We start from the raw sequence: 23,191 nt of genomic DNA, 5'->3' as shown, positions 1-23,191 counted from the left end.
AAGGGGAACATGCGTGGGCGGCGCGGCTTGGCGTGGCGTCCACAATGTGTGTACGCCAAACTGTATACAATTTATGCGGCAAACTGGATGCAGGAAAACCCGCACCGCGGCGGCTTGCTTTCTAGGCGAGCAGCGCCTTCACCAGGTCGAGCTGCCGGTCCGGCTTTTCGGTGCCCAGCTCCAGGCTGGCCTCGATGCGCTGCAGATGGTCGATCATGCAAAGCACCGCACCTTCCACGTCGCCCTTGCGGCAGATGCGCAGGAACTCCGAATGCTCGTCCGACGAGCAATGCGGGTCGTTCGACGAGTGGTAGAGCATGGCAATCAGCGAACTGCGCGCCACCAGTTCGCGCACCAGTTCGGCCAGGGTCTTGTTTCCCGTGGCCTCGGCCAGCGCCACGTGGAAGTCGCCCAGCACCTTCTCGCGCACGGTGCCCGTGGTGGTGGTCTGGCGCAGCGCCGTGCGCTCGAAGCGGATGTGCTGCTCCAGCACCTGGTAGTCGCGCGTGCGGGCGTTGGCAATGAACAGGCGCACCACTTCGCTTTCGAGAATGCGGCGCACCGCGAACACCTCGCGTGCCTCTTGCACCGTGGGCTGGCACACGAATGCACCCTTGTCGGGAATGATCTCGATGAGCTTGTCTTTCGACAGCATGAGCAGGGCAGCCCTGATCTTGGTGCGGCTCACCGAATAGACGCGCCCCAGCGCTTCTTCGCGCAGCCAGGTGCCCGGAGGCAGGCGCTTCTCGACGATGGCGGTGGCGATGTCCTGCGCGATGCTTTCGATGGAACTTCCCTTGTCTGCGGCAGGTGCGGCGTTTTCTGCCGCGGCGGTGGCAGCAGCGTCAGGAGTGGGAGAGATGGCAGGGGCGGATGATTTGGAGCTGGCGCGAGGCATGCGGAGATTGTGGCCCAGCAAGGCCGTTGCCGCGCCCCGAACGCCCAGCTACCTGGGCAGGGTAAAACCCTCGAGCGCACCCTTCATGGTCTTGGGCAGCGGGTGCGCCAGTTCGCCGCGCTTGCTGGTTTGCAGCTTCAGCGCGACCAGCGATTCGATGAGCTTGGTGCCCGCCGCGACGCCATCGATCACCGGCACGCCGAGCAGCCCGCCGATGTGCTCGCACAGGTCGGTCATGCCGGCGCAGCCGAGCACGATGCAGTCGGAGCCGTCTTCCTCCAGCGCGCGGCGGCATTCGTCCACGATGCGCTCGCGTGCGTTGGAGCCGGGCTCCTCGAGCTCGAGCACCGGCAGCTCGCAGGCGCGCACGTTGGCGCAAAAGCGCTCCATGCCGTAGATCTCGGCCAGGTGCCAGGCCTGCCCCATGGTGCGGCCCAGCGTGGTCACCACGCTGAAGCGGCTGCCCACCATGCTGGCCAGGTGCATGGCGGCTTCGGCAATGCCCACCACCGGCCCGCGCGCCAGTTCGCGTGCGGCCTTCAGGCCCGGATCGCCGAAGCAGGCGATCACGTAGCCGTCGGTGCCGTCGCGCTCGCCGGCCGCAATTTCCTGCAGCAGGCCGGGCACGGCCAGCGCCTCGTCATAGTGGCTCTCGATGGAGACCGGCCCCATGGCCGGGCTGACCGCGACGATTTCCGTGCCGGGCTGCGCCACCGCGCGGGCGCAGGCGCCGATCTTCTCGGTCATGCTCCAGGTGGTGTTGGGATTGATGATCTTGATGCGCACGGCGCGGCCCTTTCTCTCTTTCAGTATTTCAAGTCTTGCTGTTGCGGTTCAGCAGGGCATAGATGACAAAGCCCAGGCCCATGCCGATGAACCATGCATAGTTCGCGCCACCCCGCAGCGCGGGCACCATCACGCAAAGAATCGGCACCAGCGCGGACGGGATCATGGCCTGGATGGCCTTGGGGTTGTAGCCGCCGCTGTACCAGTACTCTCCCTTGGGGCTCATGGTGTAGAGCGCGTCCACGTCGATGCGCTGCTTGCGCACGATGTAGTAGTCGGCAATCAGGATGCCGAACAGCGGACCGATGAACGAACCCAGCACGTCCAGCGTGTAGTGAATGACCTCGGGGCTGTTGTAGAGGTTCCACGGCGTGAGGAACACCGAGCCCACCGCGGCGATCATGCCGCCCGTGCGCCAGCTGATGTGCTGCGGCGCCACGTTGGAGAAGTCGAAGGCCGGCGACACAAAGTTGGCCACGATGTTGATGCCGATGGTGGCGATCATGAAAGTCAGCGCGCCCAGCACCACGGCGGTGGTGCTGTCGATCTTGCCCACGGTGTGCACCGGATCGGTGATCAGTTCGCCGAACACCGGCAGCGTGGCGGCGGTGGTGATCACCGTCAGCAGCGAGAAGAACACGAAGTTGATCGGCAGGCCCCAGAAGTTGCCCTTCTTCACCGCGTCGAAGCTCTTTCCGTAGCGCGAGAAGTCGCCAAAGTTGAGCATCGGCCCGCTGAAGTAGCTCACCACCAGCGCAATGGCCGAGAGCATCACGGGCAGCGCGTCCCAGCCCTGGAACTTGATGCCGCCCAGGTTCAGGTCGATGTTGCGCCAGCCCGCCTTCCACACCAGCCAGCCGCAGAGGATGGCCATCACCACGTACACGGCCGGGCCGGCCCAGTCGATGAACTTGCGGATCGCTTCCATGCCGTGCCAGAACACGAAGGCCTGCAGCACCCACATGATCATGAACGCCACCCAGCCCAGTGTCGACAGGCCCGCAAAGCCGTGCTGCGCCACGTCGGCATAGGGCGCCAGGTTGGGAAACATGTGCAGCGCCAGCACCATGAAGGCCGCCGATGCGAGGTACGTTTGCACGCCGTACCAGGCCACCGCAATCAGCCCGCGGATGATGGCCGGGATGTTGGCGCCCAGCACGCCGAACGAGGCGCGGCACACCACGGGGTAGGGCACGCCCGTCACCTGGCTGGGCTTGGCCACCAGGTTGCAGAAGAACTGTACGATCACGATGCCCACCAGCAGCGACACCAGCACCTGCCAGCTGGAGAGGCCCAGCGCGAACAGGCTGCCGGCCGTGATGTAGCCGCCCACGCTGTGCACGTCGGACATCCAGAACGCAAAGATGTTGTATTGGCCCCAGGTCTGTTTCTTGAGAGGGGCCAGGTCTTCGTTGGTCAGCCGCGGGTCGTAGCCCGGCTTGATCAGCGCGTTGGATTCGGCATGCGGCGCATGGCCGGCTTCGCTCGCCCCCGCGGGGGCCTGGCTGACAACTGTGCTCATGGTCTTTCCTCGTGCGAATGGTGGATTGAGGGACCGCTTTTCCGGCGCAAGTCGGGGCGCCGGGAATCGGGTGCGTTATTTGTATACAAAAACAGTGTGCAATCAACCCCATCCGGCAAATCATATATCCGTAGATTCCCTGAGATCCCGCCGCCGCACGATCGGCTGTTGAAGGCCCGCAATCGCACATTTCGCACCTTTACAGGGGCCCGGTTCAGCATCGGCCCGGGCGGTGCTTTCTTTAGCATTGGCCCACCATCAGACCTCTGCGAACAGGCACCCAATGTCCAATCTTCTCGTCCCCTTCAAACTCGACCAGCTCGGCGAACCGCGTGAATACCGCCCGCCGGCGGAGCGCGTCATCGAGGGCGATGTCGTGTGCCGCAACTGGGACGTGGACAGCGCGAAGGACGGCGCGGTGCGCGCCGGCGTGTTCGAGTCGACCGTCGGCGTCAATCACTCCATCAAGGGCGACACTTGGGAGTTCTGCCACATTCTTTCGGGCGTGGTCGAGATCACCGAGCAAGGCCAGCCGCCGCAGACCTACAGGGCCGGCGACTGCTTCATCATGAAGCCGGGCTACATCGGCACATGGCGCACCATCGAGACAGTGCGCAAGGTGTGGGTCATCGCCTGACCGGAAAGCGCCGCGATGACCGCAGAGCCACGCATGGACGATGCCCGCTTCTACATCGACGGGTCCTGGCAGGACCGCGCCCATGCCGCGCGCATCGCCGTCGTCAACCCGTTTACCGAAGAGATCGTCGGGCACATCGCGGCCGGCTCGCCGGCGGATGTCGACCTTGCCGTTGCCGCGGCCCGACGTGCGTTTGAAACGTTCTCGCAAAGCACGGCCGGCGAGCGGCTTGCGCTGCTGGGCCGTATCCTGGCGTTGCTGGAAGAGCGCGCGGAACTGTTCGCACAAGCCATCGCGGCAGAGATGGGGGCTCCCATCGCCTTCGCCCGAGCTGCCCATGTGCCTTTTGCCGTTGCGCATGTCCGCGCGCAGATCGAGGTGCTGCAGGGCTACAAGTTTCTTTCCGTCGAAAGCGGCATGGCGATTTCGAAGGAGCCGATCGGCGTGTGTGCGCTGATCACGCCGTGGAACTGGCCGCTGTATCAGCTCACGGCCAAGGTCGCGCCGGCAATTGCCGCGGGCTGCACGGTGGTGCTGAAGCCCAGCGAGCTGTCTCCCTACAGCGCGCAGCTCTTCGCGCAGGTGATGCACGATGCCGGCACGCCGCCCGGTGTGTTCAACGTCGTCGGCGGCACGGGCGAGGTCGTCGGTGCGGCACTGGCGGCACACCCGGGCGTCGACATGATCTCCATCACCGGATCGACCCGCGCGGGCGTGCTCGTGGCGCAGGCGGCTGCGGTGACGGTCAAGCGCGTGGTGCAGGAGCTGGGCGGCAAGTCGCCCAACCTTCTTCTCGACGACGCCGATTTCGAGCAGGCGGTGGCAAAGGGCGTGCTGGCCGGCATGCGCAACGCGGGCCAGTCATGCAGCGCACCGACGCGCATGCTGGTGCCCGCGTCACGCCTGGCCGAGGTGGAAGCATTGGCCGCTGCAGCCGTGGCCAACATCACGCTCGGCGACCCGCGCGATGAACAAACGACGATGGGCCCCATCGCCAACGCCGCGCAATACGCGAGGGTGCAAGCGATGATCGCCAGCGGCATCGAAGAGGGCGCCAAGCTCGTCTGCGGTGGCCTGGGCAGGCCTGCCGGGCTGGCACACGGCTACTTTGCACGGCCCACGGTGTTTTCGGATGTGGCACCCGGCATGAGGGTGGCGCAGGAAGAAATCTTCGGCCCCGTGCTGGTCCTCATTCCCTACGCCGACGAGGCCGAGGCCATCGCGATTGCGAACGACACCGTCTACGGACTCAGCGCCAGCGTGCAGTCCGGCGACCGCGAGCGGGCGCGGCGCGTGGCGGCGCAGCTTCGCGCCGGCCAGGTGCACATCAACTACCCGGCATGGACCAGCCATGCGCCGTTCGGTGGGTACAAGCGGTCCGGCAACGGGCGCGAATACGGCGTGCATGGGCTCGAGGAGTATCTCGAGACCAAGGCCGTCGTCGGCTACTGACCAGTTTCATCGATCCCTCAACGGACATCCCGAGAATGCCTGCACCTCTATTTCCAGTCGAGTCGAGCCCGGACCTGCCGACGCATGCGGACGTCGTCGTGATTGGCGGCGGCATCATCGGCGCTTTTGCCGCGTACTACATGGCCAAGCGCGGCATGAAGGTGGCGCTGGTGGAAAAGGGCCGCGTCGGCGCCGAGCAGTCGAGCCGAAACTGGGGCTGGTGCCGCCAGCAGAACCGCGATGCGCGCGAATTGCCGATGGCCACCAAAAGCCTGGACCTGTGGGAGCAGTTCACCGCAGAAACCGGCGAGGTGACGGGCTTCCAGAGATGCGGGTTGCTCTACCTCAGCAACAGCGAGAAAGAACTGGAAGGCTGGGCGCGGTGGGGCGAGTTTGCGCGCACCGTCGACGTCAAGACCCAGATGCTGACCGCGGACGAAGCGGCGCAGCGCGGCCGCGCAACCGGCAAGGCCTGGAAGGGCGGCGTCTTTGCGCCAACCGACGGCACTGCCGACCCATCACGTGCGGCGCCGGCCGTGGTGCGGGCGCTCATGAAACTGGGCGGCACGGTACACCAGGGCTGCGCCGCGCGCGGTGTAGAAACCGAGGGCGGCCGGCTTTCGGCCGTGGTCACCGAGAAGGGGACCATCCGCACCAAGGTCGCGGTGCTCGCAGGCGGCGCTTGGGCGTCCTCGTTCTGCCGCCAATACGGCATCCGGTTTCCGCAGGCTGCCATCCGGCAGACGGTGCTGTCGGTTGCCACGGGCGGCAAGGACATACCGGCTGCGCTCCACACGACCGGCGTTTCCATGACGCGGCGCGTGGACGGCGGATACACCCTGGCCATCAGCGGCCGGGGACGCGTGGACCCCACGCCGCAGCTGCTGCGTTTTGCGCCGCAGTTCCTGCCCATGTTCCAGCGGCGGTGGCGCAATCTCGCGCCCGGCGGGCTCGAAGGCGTCCGCTCGGGGCATGAGGGCTGGTCCCGCTGGCGGCTCGACAAGCCGACGCCGATGGAGCGCATGCGTGTTCTCGACCCGAAGGTGGACGCATCGGTGGTGAGCCTCACCTACAAGCGGGCGGTGGAGCTGGTGCCGGAGCTGAAGCAGAGTTCGGTCAGCGCTGCCTGGGCCGGCTATGTCGACAGCACGCCCGACGGCGTTCCCGGAATCGGCGAGATGTCGAACCTGCCCGGATTCGTGCTGGCGGCCGGGTTCAGCGGCCATGGCTTCGGCATCGGCCCCGGGGCCGGCCATTTGATTGCCGACATCGTCAGCGGCGCCGAACCCATCGTCGATCCGCGCCCCTACCACCCGGACAGGTTCCTGTCGTCGGCGTGGGGCAAGGTCGCGGACTTCTGAAGACAGCCATGACGCCGCGGCTCACCGCGCTGCGCGCGGAGCACTTGCCCGACGCCGTCTGGCAATCGGCCGCGCTGGCGTGGCCCTACCGCGAGGCCGACTGGCGCTTTGCCCTCGAGCTCGGCAGCGGCTTCGCGGTGGAAGCCGACGGCCGCCTGGTGGCCACGGCGATGTGGTGGCCCTATGGCGAGACCCACGCCTCGGTGGGCATGATCATCGTGGACCCGGCCATGCAGGGGCGCGGCCTGGGGCGTGCCCTGATGGAGAAGCTGCTCGACGAGGCGGGCAACCGCACCGTGTTCCTCAACTCCACACAGGAAGGGCTTCCGCTCTATACGCAACTCGGGTTCGTCGCCCGCGGGCAGGTGTTCCAGCACCAGGCCGCACTGCCGCCTGAAGCCGCTCTGCCTGCCGCGCCGTCGCACCTGCGGCCCATGCAGCCGGCAGACGGCGAGAGCCTGCGCCGGCTGGACCTGGCTGCCACGGGAATGGACCGCACCGCTTTGCTCCATGCATTGCTCGCGGCCGGAACGACGATGGTCGTCGACCGCGGTGCCCGTGTGTCGGCCTACGCCTCGGCAAGGGAGTTCGGGCATGGCGTGGTGATCGGCCCGGTGGTCGCATCGGGCGCCAGCAGCGCGGCCGATGCAAGGGACCTCATCGCCGCGCTCGCGGACCGCTTTCGCGGCCGGTTTGTTCGCATCGACGTGACGGAGGACAGCGGCCTGTCTGCATGGCTTGCCCAGATGGGGCTGCCTTGCGTCGGCCATGCGGTGCCGATGGTGCGCGATGTACAGCGTCGCACAGCCGATGCCGCACCCGTTGCAGATGCCCTGGCAGATGCCCACCCGCGCCTGTTCGCCCTTTCGAACCAGTCGTTCGGCTGAGCCGCCGGCTCGGCACACCCAAGCGTTCCCCTGACATGACGGAAATCCACTTATGAAGCTGATGCCCTATTGGCTAGATACCGCGCCCAGGTTTACCGGCGGCCAGGCCGAGGCGCCCGGCGGCGATGTCGATGTGGCGGTGGTCGGTGCGGGCTTCACCGGCTTGTCCGCGGCCATCGCACTGGCCAAGAAGGGTGCAAGCGTTGCGGTGCTCGACGCCGGGAACGTGGGCAGTGCCGCCTCCGGCCGCAATGGTGGCATGTGCAACAACGGCTTCGCGCAAGACTATTGCGCGCTGTCGGGCAAGCTCGGGCGCGAGCGGGCCAACATGCTCTATCGCGCGTTCGACGCGGGCGTTTCCAAGGTGGAGTCGCTGATTGCGGAGGAGGGCATCGATTGCGACTTCAAGCGTGTCGGCAAGCTCAAGCTCGCCGCCAAGCCGGAACACTACGACAAGCTGGCCCGCTCGCAAGCGCTGATGGCGAAGGAATGCGATCCCGACACCCACATGGTGACGCGGGCCGAACTGCGCAGCGAGATCGGGTCTGACCAATATTTCGGCGGCATGGTCTTCGGCAAGAGCGCGGGCATGCACGTGGGGCGCTACGGCCATGGCCTTGCCGTGGCGGCTGCGAAGCGCGGCGTGCGCATCTACGAGAACGCGCCCGTTGTGGGCCTCAAGCGGCAGGGCGGTTCGGTGCATCAGGTCGAAACGCCCGGCGGCAGCATCCGTGCCCGACAGGTGCTGCTTGCGACCGGCACATCGGCCGTGGGGCCGCTCGCGTGGTTCCGCCGCCGCATCGTGCCAGTGGGTGCATTCATCATCGTGACCGAGCCGCTCCCGGTCGAAGTGCTCGACCGGCTGACGCCGCGCCGCCGCATGACGACGGACACGAAGAACTTCGTCAATTACTTTCGCGTGACGCCGGACAACCGTCTGCTGTTCGGTGGCCGCGCGCGTTTTGCGGCGACCAACCCCAAGTCGGACGTGAAGAGCGGTGCCATCCTGCAGCGGTCGCTCGTGCAAGTCTTTCCCGAGTTGAGAGACACCCGTATCGATTACTGCTGGGGCGGCATGGTCGACATGACACGCGACCGCCTGCCGCGCGCCGGAGAGCGCAACGGGCTTTTCTATTCCATGGGCTACAGCGGGCACGGAACCCACATGTCGACCTACATGGGCGCGATCATGGCCGAAGTGCTGAATGGCCGCGCCGACCTGAACCCGTGGCGCGACTTCGACTGGCCCGCAATTCCCGGGCATTTCGGCAAGCCGTGGTTTCTTCCGATCGTCGGTGCCTACTACCGCTTCCAGGATCTGGTGCGCTGAACAGCTTCGGCGCGGGGCCGTCAAGGCCGCGCGGCGAGCACCCGGGCCAGGGCGCGCGCAAGCTCTGCGCGCGAATAGGGCTTGCGCAGCAGCTCCCAGCTCGGCGGCGCCTCCCGGTCGGCATCGAGCAGCTCCGACGAGAAGCCCGACATGAGAAGAATCGCGAGCCGCGGAAAGCGCTGCTGCGCCTCGGCGGCAAGCCGCGTTCCGCGCATGCCGGGGCCGAGCGCAATGTCGCTCAGCAGCACGTCGAAAGCGCCCGTGTCCGACTCCATCTGCACAAGGGCCTGCTCGGCGTTTTCCGCCGCCACCACTTCGCAGCCGAGCGTGGCCAGGAACGTGTGGACCACCTTGCGCACTTCGGCGTCGTCTTCGACGAGCATCACGCGCAGCCCGGCGGGCAGTGCCTGCTCGCCGTCGTCGTCGTCGGGCGCGGCGGGAGGCGCCGCGTCGAACAGCTGGGGCAGGTACAGCGTAACCGTGGTGCCCGCGCCCGGCTGGGTTGCGATGGCAATGGCGCCCTTGGACTGCTTCACGAAGCCGTACACCGTGCTCAAGCCAAGGCCCGTGCCGCGGCCGGCTTCCTTGGTGGTGAAGAACGGCTCGAACGCGCGCTCCTTCACTTCCTCGGTCATGCCGGTGCCGCTGTCGGCAACCGAAATGGCAACGAAGCTGCCGTGTTCGCCGGCCTCGCCCAGTTCATTGAGCACTTCGCGAGGCAGCGCGCCGCAGGCCTCGGCGCGAAAGTGCAGCGTGCCGCCTTCGGGCATCGCATCGCGCGCGTTGATGGCAATGTTCAACAGCGCCGATTCGAGCTGCCCCGGGTCGGCAAGAACGGGCGGGCAATCCGGCGTGGCGTCGATCACGATGCCGATGCGCTGGTCGAGCGTACGCCGCAGCATGTCGGCCAGCGAATGCAGCATGGCATGCGGGTCCACGGCGTTGGGCTGCAGCATCTGCCGGCGTGAAAACGCCAGCAGCTTGCCCGTGAGCTCGGCGCCGCGCCGCGAGGCCGCGCCGCGGCCCCCACCAGCTGCTGCGCATAGCCGTCTTGGGCAATGGCGGGCAGTTCTTCGAGCACCTGCAGGTTGCCCTGGATCACCGTGAGCAGGTTGTTGAAGTCGTGCGCAATGCCGCCCGTGAGCTGGCCGACGCTTTCGAGCCGCTGGGCGTGGCTGAGCGCCTCTTCGGTCTGCACCCGCTGCAGGCTGGTGGCCAGCAGGTTCGAGAGCGATTCCAGAAACCGCAGTTCCTCGTCGCCAAAGCGCTTGGCCTGGCGCGAGTGCACGGTCAACACGCCGATGAAGCGCCCGCGGTCGTAGAAGGGCACGGCCAGTGCGCTCACCAGGCCGGCGTCGAGGTAGGCCTGCGGCACGGCGAAGCGGCGCTCACTGCCGTAGTCGGGCACTTCCACGGGCTGAGCCTCGGCAAACACGAAACCGGGCGGCGTGTTCGCATGGCTCGCAATGCGCGCGCCGATTTCTTCGCCGGGCACCAGGCCCACGCCGCTCGCCACGCGGAATTCGAGACGGCTGCTTTCCAGCAGCAGCACCATGGCCACCTCGACCTCCAGCGCTTCCGCCGCAATGGTGGGCACGTGGTCGAGCATCACCTGCGGGTCGCGCGTGTCGACCGCCAGTCGGCCCAGCTGCGCGAGGTAGTCGCTGTAGCGCGCCCGCTGCAGCGCCTGCTTCACGCGCGGGTAGGCGCCAATGTCGCGGATGGCGGCCACCACGAACGGCAGGCCGTGGCTTTGCAGCGGACTGAGCGCGATCTCCACCATCACCTCGCTGCCGTCCTTGCGCTTGGCCACGAGCTCCATCTGCGTGCCCATGGGCCGCGCGCGGGGTGCCCGGCCATAGGCTTCGCGGTAGGCGGCATGGCGCGGGCGGATGCTGTCGGGCACCAGGGCGTCGACGTTCAGCCCGACCAGTTCGTCCACCGCAAAGCCGAGCAGGCTGGCCGCGGAAGGGTTGGCCAGCACGATGCCGCCGGCCTGGTCGACGAGCAGCAGGGCATCGGGATAGGCAATGAAGAGCGACCGGAAGACGCTGCTCTCTTCAATGCCGGAAGGCAGCCCCTGCAAGGTGGCAAGCGTCGGCTCGGCAGTCTTGGGCGAAGAGGGGTTGGCCATACGCTCGGCTCAGCCCTGGGTGACCGGCGGAACCAGGATGTAGCCCGCGCCCCGCACCGACTTGATGATCTGCGGATCGTCCGGATCGGCTTCGATCTTCTTGCGCAGCCGGCCGACCTGCACGTCGATGGTGCGGTCGAAAGGAGCGGCTTCGCGTCCGCGTGTTTGCTCAAGCAGGAAGTCGCGCGAGAGCACGCGCCCTGGGTGGTGCGCAAATGCGCACAGCAGATCGAATTCACCGCCCGTGAGCGAAACGTTCTGGCCTTGTGGGTTGGTCAGGCTGCGCGCCGCGAGGTCGAGCTGCCATCCGGCGAAGCGGAGCCGCTCGGAAGGGTTCGCTGCGGCCGATGCAGGCGCGGCCGCCGCTGCAGTGGACGCATCGTCGGGTGCCAATCGCCTGAGCACGGCCTTGACCCGTGCCACCAGTTCGCGCAAATCGAACGGCTTGGTCACGTAGTCGTCGGCGCCCACTTCCAGGCCGACGACCTTGTCCACCGCGTCGCCGCGGCCGGTGACGATGACGAGCCCGCAGCGCCAGTTTTCGCGCATGCGGCGGGCGATGGAAAAGCCGTCTTCGCCGGGCAGCCCCAGGTCGAGCAGGACGAGGTCGGCCGGATCGCTGCCCATCAGCTTCATGAGCGAGGCGCCGTCGTGCAGCTGCGTCACTCGAAAGCCGTGGCTTTGAAGGTAGTTGGCCAGCAGCTGGGTGATGTCGACTTCGTCGTCGAGGACCGCGATGTGAAAGGCGGATTTCATTCGGGGAAGCTCGCTTTTGCGGCGCGAGTGCCATGGCATTGTTGGGGGCCGTTCAAGCGTAGCACGCCCCGCCGCCAGGTGAACGGATCAGCGCGCGGTCACTCCGCCTCGACCGGGGCCAGCATGGTGCCGCGGCAGTTGGGCGAACCGCAATGGCAAGGGTATTTGGAGGCCGGCGAACCGTCGTCGGCGGTCAGGGAATAGTCGATGAACAGCTCGTCGCCCGCATCCACCGGCACGATGGTCTGGAACTTCAGCACCAGCTCGCCCGCATCGTCGTACTCTTCGACCGCCTCGCAGTTGGGGTCGCAGGCATGGTTGAGGTGGCGCGTGCCGTTGCCGCCCTTGCCGCCGTCGATGGTCTCTTGGTTGGAGAGGGTGAAGAGGTAGGTGAGCTGGTCGTTCCACGCGCCGGCGGCGATTTCCTGCTGCGTGTAGCGGCGGCCTTCGTAGAGCCCGAGGAATGCGTAGGCGGGCAAGTCGCGCGTTGCAAAGGCGCCGAGCCCGTGCACTCCGCTGGGCCCGACGCGGATGAACGGCGTGGACGAGGTTTGCTTGCGGCGTTTCATGGGCCCAAGTGTGCACCAGCCACCTTGCTCATTGCTTGCGTTCTTCCTCGCGTTTTTTGTCGTGTTCTTCATCGGCTTGGGCCTGGAACATGCGCGTGAAGTCGCAGCACTCCTGCGCCAGCATCACGATCGACGAAGTGAGCGCGCTACGGTGCTCGCCCTTGTTCATGGCCACGTAATGCACCGCGGGCAGGGCGGGCATCACCTCGATCACGGCAAGCATGCCGGCTGAAACGAGCGGGTCGAGGCACTGGCGCGGCAGGTAGCTCACGCCCAGGCCCGATACCGTGAGGCCCGTCAGCGCCACGAGGTTGCTCACCACGATGGTGTCCGAGGGCTGCACGCCCTGGTCCTTCATCCACGCGTCGTAGGCGCGTCCTGTGCCCGAGTTGCTGCCTTGCACCAGCATGCGGTGCCGGGCGAGTTCGTGCAGCCGCACGGTGCCGGCGGCGGCCACCACGCCCGGCTTGCACATCCAGGCGCTCTGCACCTTGCCGATGGACTTGCTCTGCATGCGCGAATCGGCAAAGGTGTCGGGCACGATCACCAGGTCGAGTTCGTCCGCCAGCAGCTTGTCGCGCAGCTGCAGGCTGTCGTCCACGTCGGGCTCGAGAATGACCTTGGGGTAGTGCCGCTGGATCAGCCCCACCAGCCGGGGCAACCAGGTCATTGCGGTGAGTTCCGTCACGCCGATGCGCAGCCGCCGCTCCACCACGCCCGGCTTGCTGAACTGCTCGACGGCGGCATCGCGCTGTTCGAGCAGCCGGGCCGCAAGCACGAACATCTCTTCGCCTTTTTCGGTTAGCCGGGCGGTGCGCTGGGTTCGGTCGAAAAGCTCGGTGTCGAACAGCAGCTCGAGTTCATGCACCCGCTTGGACACGGCCGATTGCGAGGTGTGAAGCTGGTTGGCCGCCTGCGCAAAGCCGCCGAGCTTGGCGATCCAGTACAGGGCCTCGAGTTGCTTGAAGGTCATCACGATGCGCCGGGGTTCCTGAAATGAATACTTTTATTCATGTAATTCAATCACAAAAAATCGCTTTTGGAAATTTGAAGCCGCGCCGAAGATTCGCACCGTGCTGCTCCGTGTACTTCCTGCTTCATCTTCAAAGGAACATTCCATGAACTTCAAACTGTCTCTCGTGCTTGGCGCCGGCATCGCGCTGGCCTGCGGTGTCGCGGCGGCGCAAGAAAGCCCCACGCTGCGCAAGATCAAGGAAAGCGGCACGGTGCAGATCGGCAGCCGCGACACGCAGATTCCGTTCTCCTACAAGACGGGTGCAGAAAGCGCGCCCATCGGCTTCACCAACGAAATTTGCCTGAAGGTGGTCGACGCCATCAAGGCCAAGCTGGGCATGCAGAAGATCGACGTGCGCTACACGCTGCTCAATTCGACCAACCGCATTCCGCTGGTGCAGAACGGTACGGTCGACCTCGACTGCGCGACCACCACCAACACCGTGCAGCGCCAGCAGCAGGTCGACTTTGCGCCGAGCCACTTCGTCACCAACATCACCGCCGCGGTCAAGAAGAACTCGGGCATCAACTCGATTGCCGACCTGCAGGGCAAGACCGTGGCCACCGTGGCGGGCAGCACCTCGATGCAGCTGCTGCGCGGCTTCCGCAAGACCGAGAACATCGAGGTGCAGGAGATCGCAGGCAAGGACACGGCCGACGCCTTCCTGCTGCTGGCGAGCGACCGCGCCGTGGCCTATGTGCTCGACGATGTGCAGCTCGCCGGCCTCATTGCCAACCAGCCCAATGCCTCCGACTACAAGCTGCTCAAGGACGTGCTGCGGCAAGAGCCCTACGGCATCATGATGCGCAAGGAAGACCCCGAGTTCAAGGCCATCGTCGACCAGGCCGTGACCGAGATGATGAAGTCCGGCGCCATCGACAAGCTCTACGCCAAGTGGTTCATGTCGCCCATTCCGCCGCGCAACGTGAACCTGAATTTCCCGATGTCCGACGCGGTGCGCGAGGCCTACAAGAACCCGAACAACAAGGGCGTTTGAGGATGCCGGCCACCACACACCACGCCAACGGACTGGCGTTTCCCGATGCGCTCATGCGCGCGGTGAAGCAGCGCTTTCTCAACGTCGACCACGACCACCACGGGCGCGAGCGGCTCTATTTCGACAATGCGGGCGGCTCGTTCCGGCTGAAGGCGGCGGTCGAGCGCTTCGCGCAGGTCGATGCCATTCCCGACAACGCGGAGCGCATCCACGCCGCAGCTGTCGAACTGCAGCAGATTCAGGCTCGCGGCACGGACGACCTGCGCACCATCTTCAACGCGCGCGGCGGCAGTGTGTATGCGTCGTTGACCGCGTCGGGCGCCATGTTCGACATGGTGCGCGCGGTCGCCGAGAACGTGCCGGGCACGAACATGGTTACCACCGTACTCGAGCATCCCTCGTCGTTCGACGCGATGAGCCTCTATGCACAACGGGCCGGCCGCGAGCTGCGGGTGGCACGCAGCAATCCCGAGACCGGCGGCGTCGATGCCGACGAGATCGTGCGGCTGGTGGACAAGGAAACCTGCCTGCTCAATGTCATCTACGCGTCGAACATCTCGGGCGCCAAGCTCGACCTGGAGCAGATCGTGCGGCGTGCAAGGGAGATCAAGCCCGATCTCTACATCGTGGTGGACGCGGTGCAGCACGCGCCGCACGGGCTGATCGACCTGCAGAAGACGCCGGTGGACGGCATCAACATGGCGCCGTACAAGTTCTTCGGTTGCCGGGGCTCGGGCCTGTCGTGGGTGTCGGACCGCGCGGCGCTGCTGCCGCACCACAAGCTCGCGGGCAAGAAGCCCGACTTCTGGGACCTGGGCAGCTCGGCGCCGTGGCAGTTTGCGGTGGTCACCGAAATCGTCGACTACGTGTGCTGGCTCGGCGGCCATTTTTCGGATGCTGCCGAGCGGCGGGCGCTGTTCGAAGCCGGCATCGCGCACATCGAGTTGCACGAGCGGGCCTTGCTCGCGGCGCTGCTCGACGGCAGCGGCGAGGCCACGGGCCTGCGCAATATCGAAGGCGTGAAGGTCTTCCTCGACCATCCGGACCTGACGAAGCGCGACCTCATCATCGGCATCGGCTTCGATCACCTGGACTGCACGCAGGCGGTGGTCGAGTACGGCAAGCGCGGCGTGACGGTGTACGAGCGCGTGGCGAGCAGCATCTACTCCAAGCGCATGCTCGACTCGTTCGGGCTCGAAGGCACGGTGCGCGTCTCACCGCTGCATTGCAACTCTCTGGCCGACATGGAAAAGTTTCTCCATGTGACGCATGAGATTGCCCTCAGCGCGAAAGGGCTGCGGACAGGAACCGCCGGATGACGGGAACCACCTGCTCGAGGTGCGTCTCGAGCAGCCAGTGCCCGCCGTCCGTCAAAACCAGCTCGGCCTTCGGAATGTCACGCAGGTAGGCGCGCGCGGAGGCCTCGGGCATGTAGCCGTCGTTCGGCCCCCAGACGATGAGGGCGGGCGGCTGGTGTTCGCGCAGATAGGCCTGATAACGTGGAAACCACTCGAGGTTCTGCTTCAGCCCTTCCATCAGCTTGAGCGATAGCTCGCGCCGCGGCGGCGTGTTCATCAGCGGCCAATGCAGCTTCCACAGGTCGGGCGGAATCTGCGCGGCCTGGGCCTCGGAGACCTCGCCGACGAACTCGGCGCGAAAGCCGTCTTCGCTCACCGCTTCTTCGAGCACCGCGCGGTTCTTTGCCGACGGGTCGCGCCAGAATTCCTGGATGGCCTTGTACTTGGGGCCGAGCGTGTCTTCGTAGATATCGCCGTTCTGGATGATGAGCGCGGCCACGCGCTGAGGGCGCCGAATGGCCAGGCGCAGGCCGATCTGCGAACCGTAGTCGTGCAGGTACAGGCCGTACCTGCCGATCTCCAGCTTGTTGCAGAAGGCCTCGAGAAAGCCCGCATAGGCGTCGAAGTCGAAGCCGAAGGCATCGGCCGGCGGTGTGCCGCTCAGGCCAAAGCCGGGATAGTCCGGCGCCACCAGCCGCCACTTGTCGGCCAGCGCCGGCATGAGCCGGCGGTACTGGAAAGACGAGCACGGATAGCCGTGCGGCAGCAGCAGCACCGGCGCATCGCGCGGGCCGGCTTCGCGGTAGAAGATCTGCGTCCCGTCGACATCGATGAAGCGATGCGAGACCGCATGCGCATCGGCGGGCAGGGCGGACATGGAGGAACTGCGTTCGGTCATGCGCCCCATGCTGCGCGCCGGTGCCTGCCGGCGGGTGTAGGTGGCCGCTGATGCGCTGCGTCGGACGGCCGCAACGCAGGCCGGTCGGCAGGTGACCCCGCCCCGGGGGCTCAGGCCAGCAGGTCGCTCAGCGTGCGCGCAATCACCTTGGTGGCGCGGCGCAGGTCTTCGAGCACCACGCGTTCGTCGCTACGCTTGGCATGCGACTCGAGCACGGTGCGCGGGCCGGCGCCGTAGATCACGCCCGGAATGCCTGCCTCGCCATAAAGGCGCACGTCGGTGTAAAGGGGCGTGCCCATGGCCTTGACCGGCTCGCCGAATACAGCGTGCCCGTGCTTCTGGATGGCGTCGACCAGCGGCTTGTTGCCGGCCAGCGGCTTCATCGAATTGGCCAGCAGCAGGCGCTTGATTTCCACCGTGATGCCGGCGCTTTCGGCCGCCGCATCGGCGATCACCTTGCGGATCGTGGCTTCGACCTCGACCGGGTTCTCTTCGGGGATCATGCGGCGGTCGAGCTTGAACACCACCTTGCCTGGCACCACGTTGGTGTTGGTGCCGCCTTCGATGCGCCCCACGTTGAGGTACGGGTGCGTGATGCCCTCGACCTTCGACGTTACCTGCTGGTAGAGCGTGTTCTGCGCGTAGAGCGCATTGAGGATCTTCACCGCGCCCTGCAGCGCATCGACGCCGGTGGTGGGAATGGCCGCATGCGCCATCTTGCCGTGCACCGTCACTTCCATCTGCAGGCAGCCGTTGTGGGCGGTGACCACTTCGTAGCTGAAGCCGGCCGCGATCATCAGGTCGGGCTTGGTGAGCCCCTGCTTGAGCAGCCAGCCCGGGCCGAGGATGCCGCCGAACTCTTCGTCGTAGGTGAAGTGCAGTTCCACGCTGCCCTTGGTCGGCTTGGCCACGGCTTCGAGCGCGCGCAGCGCAAAGGTAAAGCTCGCGAAGTCGCTCTTGCTCACGGCGGCGGCCCGGCCGTAAAGGCTGCCATCGGCAATTTCGCCGCCGTACGGGTCATGCGTCCAGCCTTCGCCGGGCGGCACCACGTCGCCATGTGCATTGAGGGCCACGGTGCGGCCACCGGCGCCATAGGGGCGGCGCACGATCAGGTTGGTGATCGACTCGAGGCCATAGTCCTTCACCTCTTGCTCCGGCACGGCGTGCTTCTCGGCGTCCAGGCCGAAGTCCTTCAGCAGCTCGGCCGTGCGCTCGGCGTGCGGCGCGTTGTTGCCGGGCGGGGTGTCGGTGGGCACGCGCACCAGTTGCTGCAGAAACTGCACTTCCTCGTCGAAGTGCGCGTCGATCCAGGCGTCGAGCTTGGCGTAGTCGGTCATGTGTTTTCTTTTCAGTGCGCTTGTTCGGCGGCAAGGTTGTCCAGCAGGTTCTGGAAGGCCTGTACGGCCAGTTGAATGTCGTCGTTGGTGCTCGATTCGAGCGGGTTGTGGCTGATGCCCGAGTTGATGCCGCGCACGAAGAGCATGGCCTGCGGCATCACCTCGTGCAGCTTCATTGCGTCGTGACCGGCGCCGCTAGGCATGCGAAAGAGTGGAATGCCCAGCGCATCGACCGCCTTTTCCCAGCGCTGCTGCCAGTCCGGCTCGCTGGGCGCGGCAGAGGCGCGCATCGTTTCTTCGAGCTCATAGCGCACACCGCGGCGTTCGCAAATGGCCTTGAGTTCGGCCAGCACGTCGTCGGCCAGCGCATCGCGTTGCGCATTGTTCGGCGCGCGCAGGTCGAGGCTGAATTTGCAGCGCCCCGGCACCACGTTGATCGACCCGCTCGGCACTTCGAGCATGCCCACGGTGCCGACGGAGTCGCCGTCTTTCGCGGCGCGCTGCTCGGTGTAGAGAATGAGTTCGGCCACAGCGGCGGCCGCGTCGCGGCGGCGGTCCATGGGCGTGGTGCCCGCGTGGCTGGCCGTGCCGATGATCTCGCCCACGTAGCGCACGCCGCCGTTGATGGCCGTGACGATGCCCAGCGGCAGGTCGAGCTCGGTGAGTACCGGGCCCTGCTCGATGTGCACCTCGACAAAGCCGAGGTAGCGGGCCGGGTCGCGCTGGATCTTCGGGATGTCGGCTTCGTCCAGGCCCGCGTGCTTCATGGCTTCGCGCATGGTGATGCCGTCGGCGTCCTTCTGGTCGAGCCAGCGCGGATCGAAGTGGCCGATGAGCGCGCCCGATCCCAGGAAGGTGGCCTTGTACCGCTGGCCTTCTTCCTCCGCAAAGCCCACCACCTCGAAGGCGAAGGGCAAGCGCCTGCCCTGGCGCTTGAGTTCGCGCACGCAGGCCATCGGCACGAAGATGCCCAGCCGACCGTCGTACTTGCCGCCGTTGCGCACGGTGTCGTAGTGCGAGCCGGTGAGCAGGGTCTTGGCATCGGGCGTTGCGCCTTCGTAGCGGCCGACCACGTTGCCGACCGCATCGATGTGCACGGAGTCGAAGCCGCAGTCGCGCATCCAGCTCGAAATCTGCTGCGCGCAGGCACGGTGCGCGTCGGTCAGGTAGGTCACGGTGAGCTGGCCTTTTTCGGCGTAGCCCGGATCGGTATGCGCCGAGAGTGCTTCGTGCCAGTCCCACACGTCGTTGCCAAGAGAGATGTCGGCGCCGAACTTGTCGTCCAGGCGAATCTCGGCAATGCGATGGATGTTGCGCAGCGCTTCGCCGAGCTCGAATTCAGGGTGGTTGAACAACCGGCGCTCGAAGGTGTCGATGATCTCGCGCTTCGAAAGGCCCGTGCCGCGGGGCCCGCGCACCGCAAGAATGAAGGGAAAGCCGAATTTCGCGTTGTAGTCGGCATTGAGCTTCTGGATCTTTGCGAACTCTTCGGGCGTGCAGTCGGTCAGGCCGGCCTTGCTCTGCTCGTTGGTCGATTCGGCCGTGAGCGTCTTGCTGACCATGGCCTTGCCCGCGAGCTCGGGGTGGGCGCGAATGAGGCCGATCTTTTCTTCGGCCGACGAAGCGGCCAATGCCTGTACCAGCGCATGCTTCAGGTGCGCGAGCGAGCGGAAGGGGCGCGCGGCGAGTGCGCGTTGCGCAATCCACGGCGAATGCTCGTAGATGCCGTCGAGCAGGGCCACGGCTTCGGCCGGTACGGCCGCGTTGAGTTGGGCAATGGTGAGGCTCATGGTCAGCTTCCTGAGGCGGCAGATTCGAAGGGATGCGCCTGCTTCCAGTGCCGCGCGATGTCGACGCGCCGGCAGACCCACACGCGGTCGTGCTGGCCGATGTGGTCGAGAAAGCGCTGCAGCGCGGTAATGCGGCCGGGCCGCCCGAGCAGCCGGCAGTGCATGCCGATGCTCATCATCTTGGGGCTGTTGTCGCCGGCGGGGTCGCCTTCGGCATAGAGCGCGTCGAAGGTGTCCTTCATGTACTGGAAGAACGGGTCGGCATGCGAGTAGCCCTGCGGCAACGCAAAGCGCATGTCGTTGCAGTCGAGCGTGTAGGGCACGATGAGCTGCGGCACCACGGTGCCGTCGGTCTTTTGCACCTTCATCCAGAAGGGCAGGTCGTCGCCGTAGTAGTCGCTGTCGTATTCGAAGCCGCCGTAGTCCGCCACCAGGCGGCGGGTGCGCGGGCTGTCGCGGCCGGTGTACCAGCCCAGGGCGCGTTCTCCCGTCAGCTTTTCGATGGCTTCCATGCCCAGGCGCATGTGCTCGCGCTCGGTGGCTTCGTCCAGGTTCTGGTAGTGAATCCAGCGCCAGCCGTGGCAGGCGATTTCATGGCCCAGCTCCTTGAAGGCGGCGGTGAGCTCGGGGTAGCGCTCGAGCGCCATGCCCACGCCGAACACCGTGAGCGGCAGGCCGCGCTTCTCGAATTCGCGCAGGATACGCCACACGCCGGCACGCGAGCCGTATTCGTAGATGCCTTCCATGCTGATGTGCCGGTCCGGAAAGCTCGCCGGGTTGAACATCTCGGAAAGGAATTGCTCGGAGCCTGCGTCGCCGTGGAGCGTGGCATTCTCGCCGCCCTCTTCGTAATTGAGGACGAACTGCACCGCAATGCGCGCGCCGCCGGGCCATTGGGAATGCGGCGGGTTGCGGCCGTAGCCGACGAGGTCGCGCGGGTAGGGCAGGGTGGTGTCGTAGACGGTCATGGATGTTCAGGACAGCGCCAAAGAGATGTCGTTGGTCGGAACCTTGCGGTCGAACGTGAGGTTGGCTTCGACGTGTTCCAGGTGTTCAGTCATGAGGCGCACGGCGCGCTCTTCGTCGCGCGCGGCCAGCGCCTTCACGATGTCGGCGTGCTCGTCGTTGGAGTGCTCGGCCGCGCTGGTGCTCTGGTACATGAGCGTGATGAGGGCGCAGCGCGAGATCAGCTCGCCAAGTATTTGCGCCAGCACCTGGTTGCCCATGAGCTCGGCCATGCGCACGTGAAAGTCGCCCAGCAGCTCGGTTCGGCCCGAAATGTCTTCGCCCGACACGGCGGACTTTTCGAGCGCCACGTGTTCCTTCAGCGCCTTGATCTTCGCCGGCGTGACGGTGCGCACGAACTCGCGCGTCATCTCGGCCTCGAGCATTCGGCGCACCGCAAACACCTGGCGTGCCTCGTCGACGGCCGGTGCCGCCACGAAGGCGCCGCGCGCGGGCTCGAGGCGAATGAGCTTGTTCTGCGACAGCTGGAACAGCGCCTGGCGCACCAGCGTGCGCGACACACCGAAATGGTCGGCCAGCTTCTGCTCGGCCAGCTTGGTGCCGGGCTGCAGCCGGTGCTCGACGATTGCCTTGGTGAGCGCGTCGACGATCGAACGGGTGGTGGAGGACTCCATGTTTTTCATGATAGACCCAAAGCCGGTAACTGTATACACTTTTGTCCACCGGAATTTCCCGCCCCATCCGGAACCTCGTCGTTCCATCATTGAAGGAGCGCCCCATGGGCCTGAGCACCCACGTACTGGACACGATGCACGGCGGCCCCGCCGCCGGCATGGAGGTGGCGCTGTACACCACCCAAGGCGACGATGCGACGCTGGTGAAGCGTTTCACGCTCAATTCAGACGGCCGCAGCGACGGGCCGCTCTACGACAACAACTCGCTCAAGGCCGGCACCTACCGGCTGGTGTTCGACGTGGCGGGTTACTTCAAGGCGCGCGGCGTGAAGCTGCCCGAGCCCAATTTCCTGAACAAGGTGTCGCTGGACTTCGGCGTGGCGCACACCGACCAGCACTACCACGTGCCGCTGCTCGTGAGCCCGTGGAGCTACTCCACCTACCGCGGCTCCTGAGGGTCAGTCGCCTTGCAGCTGCCCTTCGGTGAGCGTGTCGAGCTGGAAGCGCCCGCTCTTGTCCCACAGCCAGGTGTCGGTCCACGTGACGGCACCCAGGCGCGTGGCCGCAGGGAAGGGCGCGGCCTGCAGCACGAAGCGTTCGATCTCGGCGATGACCTCGGGCGCATGCTTGGGCGCGCGCATCCAGTGCAGCGACACCACTTTGCCGCCGGCATCGAGGTTGACCTGCAGCGTACCGACCGCGTACAGCAGGGGCGGCAGCTGGCCGCTGTAGATGCGCGACCTGTTGGCTTCGTAGATGTGGCGCGCGGCATCGCGGCGGTACTCGCGCGCGGTGGCCGCATTCGATGCGCGGGGCGCGGCGCCGGCCCCGCCGCGATCGGTCTTGACGTCGCTCAGCTGGCCCGGAACGGTGCCGGTGCTCCCGCAGCCGGCAAGCCAGAGAGCGCAAGAAAGAACGGATGCCGCCAAGGCAAGGCGACGGGGCGTAAGCTGACGATTCATCGCCGGGTTTATACCGTGAGTCTCGTGCAACCCCGCAACCGAAGGTATCGGAAATGAACGGCATGGTCGATCAATTGCTGGCGCGCCTTGCGCGCGAAGACGCGGTGCTGGTGCGCGTCGAATCGACCCAAGGATCGGCGCCGCGCGAAGCCGGCACATGGATGGCGGTGTGGGCCGAAGGGCTCACGGGCACCATCGGTGGCGGCCAGCTCGAGTTCCAGGCCACGCAGGAAGCGCGCGAGCTGCTCGAGGGGCGGCGTGCCATCGACGGCATTCAGCGCTACCCGCTCGGCCCGAGCCTGGGGCAGTGCTGCGGCGGCGTGGTGTTTCTCTCGTACCGGCGCATCACGGCCGCCGATGCCCCGGCGCTGCAACGCGACTTGGTCGCCCAGCTCAAGCCCGTGGCGCTGTTCGGCGGCGGCCACGTGGGCGCGGCGCTCGCGCGGCTGCTGGCCAGCCTGCCGTTTACCGTGCGCTGGATCGACAGCCGTGACGGCGTGTTCCCCGAGGCGCTGCCGGCACAGATCGACACCGAGCATTCCGAGCCCGTGCAGGACGCCGTGGCCGCGCTCGCACCGGGCAGCCGCGTGCTGATCATGAGCTTCAGCCATGCCGAAGACCTGGACATCGTCATCGCCTGCCTCAAGCGGCTGCGCACGCATAACGACCTGCCCTACATCGGCTTGATCGGCAGCAAGACCAAGTGGGCCACCTTCAGCCACCGGCTCGAGGCGCGCGGCTTCACGCCCGACGAGCTGGCCCGCATCACCTGCCCCATCGGCGTGCCCGGCATCACTGGCAAGGAGCCGGAAGTGATTGCCGTGGCGGTGGCGGCACAGTTGTTGCAATCACTGGGTTGAACAGGGTTTTCCCGGCGACGACGCCTTCAAAAAAAGCAACTCGACACTTGCCAAAACTGTAT

At 66.2% G+C, this 23,191-nt stretch carries 23 protein-coding genes; 9 read left to right on the top strand and 14 right to left on the bottom strand.

Annotation, left to right across the window (positions count from 1 at the left end; genetic code table 11):
- Window positions 1-121: 121 nt before the first annotated feature.
- From M0765_RS02415 to M0765_RS02405, 3 genes are read right to left on the bottom strand one after another with little or no spacing between them, the layout of a single operon-like run.
- Window positions 122-898 (bottom strand): GntR family transcriptional regulator, encoded by a 777-nt coding sequence (locus M0765_RS02415; protein ID WP_258501811.1) that lies wholly within the window; start codon window positions 896-898, stop codon window positions 122-124.
- A gap of 48 nt (window positions 899-946) precedes the next feature.
- Window positions 947-1,684, bottom strand: a complete 738-nt coding sequence (locus M0765_RS02410) for an aspartate/glutamate racemase family protein (protein WP_258501810.1) — start codon at window positions 1,682-1,684, stop codon at window positions 947-949.
- Between the two features lie 28 nt (window positions 1,685-1,712).
- Complete coding sequence (locus M0765_RS02405) at window positions 1,713-3,206, bottom strand: NCS1 family nucleobase:cation symporter-1 (RefSeq protein WP_258501809.1); 1,494 nt, start codon at window positions 3,204-3,206, stop codon at window positions 1,713-1,715.
- A gap of 283 nt (window positions 3,207-3,489) precedes the next feature.
- On the opposite strand from M0765_RS02405, the gene M0765_RS02400 reads away from it, so the two are divergent.
- Genes M0765_RS02400 through M0765_RS02380 form a run of 5 tightly spaced genes read left to right on the top strand, consistent with a single transcriptional unit; the run spans window position 3,490 to window position 8,873 of the window.
- Window positions 3,490-3,843, top strand: a complete 354-nt coding sequence (locus M0765_RS02400) for a cupin domain-containing protein (protein ID WP_258501808.1) — start codon at window positions 3,490-3,492, stop codon at window positions 3,841-3,843.
- A gap of 15 nt (window positions 3,844-3,858) precedes the next feature.
- A complete protein-coding gene (locus M0765_RS02395; protein WP_258501807.1) occupies window positions 3,859-5,295 on the top strand; it encodes an aldehyde dehydrogenase family protein in 1,437 nt (478 codons plus the stop codon).
- A gap of 35 nt (window positions 5,296-5,330) precedes the next feature.
- On the top strand, window positions 5,331-6,656 hold the full coding sequence (locus M0765_RS02390) for an NAD(P)/FAD-dependent oxidoreductase (protein ID WP_258501806.1): 1,326 nt from the start codon (window positions 5,331-5,333) through the stop codon (window positions 6,654-6,656).
- Window positions 6,657-6,664: 8 nt separating this feature from the next.
- Window positions 6,665-7,543, top strand: coding sequence for a GNAT family N-acetyltransferase (locus M0765_RS02385; RefSeq protein ID WP_258501805.1), 879 nt, complete (start codon window positions 6,665-6,667; stop codon window positions 7,541-7,543).
- 52 nt (window positions 7,544-7,595) lie between these two features.
- Complete coding sequence (locus M0765_RS02380) at window positions 7,596-8,873, top strand: NAD(P)/FAD-dependent oxidoreductase (RefSeq protein WP_258501803.1); 1,278 nt, start codon at window positions 7,596-7,598, stop codon at window positions 8,871-8,873.
- A 20-nt stretch (window positions 8,874-8,893) separates the two neighbouring features.
- Here M0765_RS02380 and M0765_RS02375 read toward each other — a convergent pair whose 3' ends face one another.
- The 5 genes from M0765_RS02375 to M0765_RS02355 all read right to left on the bottom strand — a co-directional run bounded on the left by M0765_RS02375 (window position 8,894) and on the right by M0765_RS02355 (window position 13,305).
- Window positions 8,894-9,829, bottom strand: coding sequence for an ATP-binding protein (locus M0765_RS02375; protein WP_258501801.1), 936 nt, complete (start codon window positions 9,827-9,829; stop codon window positions 8,894-8,896).
- Window positions 9,736-11,007 (bottom strand): PAS domain S-box protein, encoded by a 1,272-nt coding sequence (locus M0765_RS02370; RefSeq protein WP_258501800.1) that lies wholly within the window; start codon window positions 11,005-11,007, stop codon window positions 9,736-9,738. The genes M0765_RS02375 and M0765_RS02370 overlap by 94 nt, the downstream gene beginning before the upstream one ends.
- Window positions 11,008-11,016: 9 nt before the next feature.
- A complete protein-coding gene (locus M0765_RS02365; protein WP_258501799.1) occupies window positions 11,017-11,763 on the bottom strand; it encodes a response regulator in 747 nt (248 codons plus the stop codon).
- A 98-nt stretch (window positions 11,764-11,861) separates the two neighbouring features.
- The gene (locus M0765_RS02360) at window positions 11,862-12,332 is read right to left on the bottom strand and encodes an SET domain-containing protein (protein ID WP_258501798.1); all 471 of its coding nucleotides are present in this window, start codon (window positions 12,330-12,332) and stop codon (window positions 11,862-11,864) included.
- Window positions 12,333-12,360: 28 nt separating this feature from the next.
- Entirely contained in the window at window positions 12,361-13,305 is a 945-nt protein-coding gene (locus tag M0765_RS02355) for a LysR family transcriptional regulator (protein ID WP_258501797.1), read from the bottom strand.
- Between the two features lie 145 nt (window positions 13,306-13,450).
- Between M0765_RS02355 and M0765_RS02350 the strand changes: the two genes are divergently transcribed.
- Both M0765_RS02350 and M0765_RS02345 read left to right on the top strand, forming a co-directional pair.
- Window positions 13,451-14,344, top strand: a complete 894-nt coding sequence (locus M0765_RS02350; RefSeq protein WP_258501796.1) for an amino acid ABC transporter substrate-binding protein — start codon at window positions 13,451-13,453, stop codon at window positions 14,342-14,344.
- A 2-nt stretch (window positions 14,345-14,346) separates the two neighbouring features.
- Window positions 14,347-15,663: an aminotransferase class V-fold PLP-dependent enzyme gene (locus M0765_RS02345; RefSeq protein ID WP_258501795.1), complete on the top strand. Its 1,317-nt coding sequence runs from the start codon at window positions 14,347-14,349 to the stop codon at window positions 15,661-15,663.
- On the opposite strand, the gene M0765_RS02340 is transcribed toward M0765_RS02345, so the two are convergent.
- From M0765_RS02340 to M0765_RS02320, 5 genes are all read right to left on the bottom strand, one after another.
- Window positions 15,626-16,519 (bottom strand): alpha/beta fold hydrolase, encoded by an 894-nt coding sequence (locus M0765_RS02340; RefSeq protein WP_258501794.1) that lies wholly within the window; start codon window positions 16,517-16,519, stop codon window positions 15,626-15,628. The genes M0765_RS02345 and M0765_RS02340 overlap by 38 nt on opposite strands.
- A 131-nt stretch (window positions 16,520-16,650) precedes the next feature.
- Complete coding sequence (locus tag M0765_RS02335; protein WP_258501792.1) at window positions 16,651-17,877, bottom strand: M20 family metallopeptidase; 1,227 nt, start codon at window positions 17,875-17,877, stop codon at window positions 16,651-16,653.
- Window positions 17,878-17,888: 11 nt separating this feature from the next.
- The gene (gene uraD / locus M0765_RS02330; protein WP_258501791.1) at window positions 17,889-19,667 is read right to left on the bottom strand and encodes a 2-oxo-4-hydroxy-4-carboxy-5-ureidoimidazoline decarboxylase; all 1,779 of its coding nucleotides are present in this window, start codon (window positions 19,665-19,667) and stop codon (window positions 17,889-17,891) included.
- A 2-nt stretch (window positions 19,668-19,669) separates the two neighbouring features.
- Window positions 19,670-20,635 carry an allantoinase PuuE gene (puuE, locus tag M0765_RS02325; protein WP_258501790.1) on the bottom strand — a complete coding sequence of 322 codons (966 nt, stop codon included), beginning with the start codon at window positions 20,633-20,635 and terminating at the stop codon, window positions 19,670-19,672.
- A 6-nt stretch (window positions 20,636-20,641) separates the two neighbouring features.
- Entirely contained in the window at window positions 20,642-21,307 is a 666-nt protein-coding gene (locus tag M0765_RS02320; RefSeq protein WP_225612662.1) for a GntR family transcriptional regulator, read from the bottom strand.
- 104 nt (window positions 21,308-21,411) lie between these two features.
- Here M0765_RS02320 and uraH point away from each other — a divergent pair, with 104 nt between their 5' ends.
- Complete coding sequence (gene uraH / locus M0765_RS02315) at window positions 21,412-21,762, top strand: hydroxyisourate hydrolase (protein WP_126748146.1); 351 nt, start codon at window positions 21,412-21,414, stop codon at window positions 21,760-21,762.
- A 3-nt stretch (window positions 21,763-21,765) separates the two neighbouring features.
- Here uraH and M0765_RS02310 read toward each other — a convergent pair whose 3' ends face one another.
- The gene (locus M0765_RS02310; protein ID WP_258501785.1) at window positions 21,766-22,269 is read right to left on the bottom strand and encodes a hypothetical protein; all 504 of its coding nucleotides are present in this window, start codon (window positions 22,267-22,269) and stop codon (window positions 21,766-21,768) included.
- Between the two features lie 53 nt (window positions 22,270-22,322).
- Between M0765_RS02310 and xdhC the strand changes: the two genes are divergently transcribed.
- Window positions 22,323-23,129, top strand: coding sequence for a xanthine dehydrogenase accessory protein XdhC (gene xdhC, locus M0765_RS02305; RefSeq protein WP_258501784.1), 807 nt, complete (start codon window positions 22,323-22,325; stop codon window positions 23,127-23,129).
- Window positions 23,130-23,191 lie beyond the last annotated feature (62 nt).

Source organism: Variovorax sp. S12S4 (genome assembly GCF_023195515.1).
Lineage (GTDB): Bacteria > Pseudomonadota > Gammaproteobacteria > Burkholderiales > Burkholderiaceae_C > Variovorax.
This window is presented reverse-complemented; position numbering and strand designations above follow the sequence as displayed.

Excerpts from the sequence above, each read along its gene's own strand:
- M0765_RS02415 (WP_258501811.1), bottom strand. The coding sequence starts at position 898 with ATGCCTCGCGCCAGCTCCAAATCATCCGCCCCTGCCATCTCTCCCACT.
- M0765_RS02405 (WP_258501809.1), bottom strand. The coding sequence starts at position 3,206 with ATGAGCACAGTTGTCAGCCAGGCCCCCGCGGGGGCGAGCGAAGCCGGC.
- M0765_RS02400 (WP_258501808.1), top strand. The coding sequence starts at position 3,490 with ATGTCCAATCTTCTCGTCCCCTTCAAACTCGACCAGCTCGGCGAACCG.
- M0765_RS02395 (WP_258501807.1), top strand. The coding sequence starts at position 3,859 with ATGACCGCAGAGCCACGCATGGACGATGCCCGCTTCTACATCGACGGG.
- M0765_RS02390 (WP_258501806.1), top strand. The coding sequence starts at position 5,331 with ATGCCTGCACCTCTATTTCCAGTCGAGTCGAGCCCGGACCTGCCGACG.
- M0765_RS02385 (WP_258501805.1), top strand. The coding sequence starts at position 6,665 with ATGACGCCGCGGCTCACCGCGCTGCGCGCGGAGCACTTGCCCGACGCC.
- M0765_RS02380 (WP_258501803.1), top strand. The coding sequence starts at position 7,596 with ATGAAGCTGATGCCCTATTGGCTAGATACCGCGCCCAGGTTTACCGGC.
- M0765_RS02375 (WP_258501801.1), bottom strand. The coding sequence starts at position 9,829 with ATGCTGCAGCCCAACGCCGTGGACCCGCATGCCATGCTGCATTCGCTG.
- M0765_RS02370 (WP_258501800.1), bottom strand. The coding sequence starts at position 11,007 with ATGGCCAACCCCTCTTCGCCCAAGACTGCCGAGCCGACGCTTGCCACC.
- M0765_RS02365 (WP_258501799.1), bottom strand. The coding sequence starts at position 11,763 with ATGAAATCCGCCTTTCACATCGCGGTCCTCGACGACGAAGTCGACATC.
- M0765_RS02360 (WP_258501798.1), bottom strand. The coding sequence starts at position 12,332 with ATGAAACGCCGCAAGCAAACCTCGTCCACGCCGTTCATCCGCGTCGGG.
- M0765_RS02355 (WP_258501797.1), bottom strand. The coding sequence starts at position 13,305 with ATGACCTTCAAGCAACTCGAGGCCCTGTACTGGATCGCCAAGCTCGGC.
- M0765_RS02350 (WP_258501796.1), top strand. The coding sequence starts at position 13,451 with ATGAACTTCAAACTGTCTCTCGTGCTTGGCGCCGGCATCGCGCTGGCC.
- M0765_RS02345 (WP_258501795.1), top strand. The coding sequence starts at position 14,347 with ATGCCGGCCACCACACACCACGCCAACGGACTGGCGTTTCCCGATGCG.
- M0765_RS02340 (WP_258501794.1), bottom strand. The coding sequence starts at position 16,519 with ATGTCCGCCCTGCCCGCCGATGCGCATGCGGTCTCGCATCGCTTCATC.
- M0765_RS02335 (WP_258501792.1), bottom strand. The coding sequence starts at position 17,877 with ATGACCGACTACGCCAAGCTCGACGCCTGGATCGACGCGCACTTCGAC.
- uraD (WP_258501791.1), bottom strand. The coding sequence starts at position 19,667 with ATGAGCCTCACCATTGCCCAACTCAACGCGGCCGTACCGGCCGAAGCC.
- puuE (WP_258501790.1), bottom strand. The coding sequence starts at position 20,635 with ATGACCGTCTACGACACCACCCTGCCCTACCCGCGCGACCTCGTCGGC.
- M0765_RS02320 (WP_225612662.1), bottom strand. The coding sequence starts at position 21,307 with ATGGAGTCCTCCACCACCCGTTCGATCGTCGACGCGCTCACCAAGGCA.
- uraH (WP_126748146.1), top strand. The coding sequence starts at position 21,412 with ATGGGCCTGAGCACCCACGTACTGGACACGATGCACGGCGGCCCCGCC.
- M0765_RS02310 (WP_258501785.1), bottom strand. The coding sequence starts at position 22,269 with ATGAATCGTCAGCTTACGCCCCGTCGCCTTGCCTTGGCGGCATCCGTT.
- xdhC (WP_258501784.1), top strand. The coding sequence starts at position 22,323 with ATGAACGGCATGGTCGATCAATTGCTGGCGCGCCTTGCGCGCGAAGAC.